The sequence below is a fragment of the Streptomyces sp. S.PNR 29 genome, assembly GCF_030386795.1.
Lineage (GTDB): Bacteria > Actinomycetota > Actinomycetes > Streptomycetales > Streptomycetaceae > Streptomyces.
Genome location: NZ_JANUQM010000045.1, coordinates 1 through 1,036, shown reverse-complemented (window position 1 = coordinate 1,036; position 1,036 = coordinate 1). Strand labels below are relative to the sequence as shown.

Sequence of the window (1,036 nt, the reverse complement as noted above, 5' to 3'; positions counted from 1 at the left end):
GGGTCAGAGTGAGGTGCCGATCAGCTTGGCGAGGTCGATGAGGCGGTTGGAGTAGCCCCACTCGTTGTCGTACCAGCCGACGACCTTGACCTGTGAGTCGGTCACGCGGGTGAGTTCGGCGTCGAAGACGCAGGAGGCGGGGTCGTTGACGATGTCGGTGCTGACGATGGGTGCCTCGGTGTAGGAGAGCAGGCCCTTGTAGGCCCCGGAGGCGGCTGCCGCGTAGGCCTCCTTGACTTCCTGTACCGAGGTGCGCCGGCTCGGGGTGACCGTCAGGTCGGTGACGGATCCGGTGGGTACGGGCACTCGCAGGGCGAAGGCGTCCAGGCGGCCGGCCAGTTCCGGCAGTACCAGGCCGATGGCCTTGGCGGCTCCGCTGGAGGTCGGCACGATGTTCAGGCCCGCGGCTCGGGCGCGGCGCAGGTCCTTGTGCGGGGCGTCCTGGAGGTTCTGGTCCTGGGTGTAGGCGTGGACGGTGGTCATCATGCCGGCCTCGATGCCCACGGCTTCGTGCAGCACCTTGGCCAGTACGGCCAGGCAGTTGGTGGTGCAGGAGGCGTTGGAGATGATGGTGTGGCGCTCGGGGTCGTAGGCGTCCTCGTTGACGCCGAGTACGAGCGTGATGTCCTCGCCGCTGGCGGGGGCGGCGATGATGACCTTCTTCGCGCCGCCCTCGATGTGTGCGCGTGCTTTGGCGGCGTTGGTGAAGATGCCGGTGGACTCGATCACGATGTCCACTCCCAGGTCGCCCCAGGGCAGGGCGCCCGGGTCGCGCTCGGCGAGGACCTTGATCGTCCGGTCGCCCACGTGGATCGCGCCCGGCTCGGCGGTGATCTCCGCGGGGAAGCGGCCCAGGATCGAGTCGTAGGCCAGCAGATGAGCCATCGTGTTGACGTCACCGAGGTCGTTGACGGCGACGATCTCCAACTCCGAACCCCGCGCGGCCGCCGCCCGGAAGACGTTGCGGCCGATACGCCCGAAACCATTGATGCCGACACGCGTGGTCATTGATGTGTCCCTCACCTTGCGCTACTGA

The 1,036-nt window shown here is 67.7% G+C and carries 1 protein-coding gene; it reads right to left on the bottom strand.

Features of this window, described 5'->3' with window-relative positions; genetic code table 11:
- Positions 1-3: 3 nt before the first annotated feature.
- The gene (gene gap / locus NW895_RS41130; protein ID WP_289942373.1) at positions 4-1,008 is read right to left on the bottom strand and encodes a type I glyceraldehyde-3-phosphate dehydrogenase; all 1,005 of its coding nucleotides are present in this window, start codon (positions 1,006-1,008) and stop codon (positions 4-6) included.
- Positions 1,009-1,036: the final 28 nt, after the last annotated feature.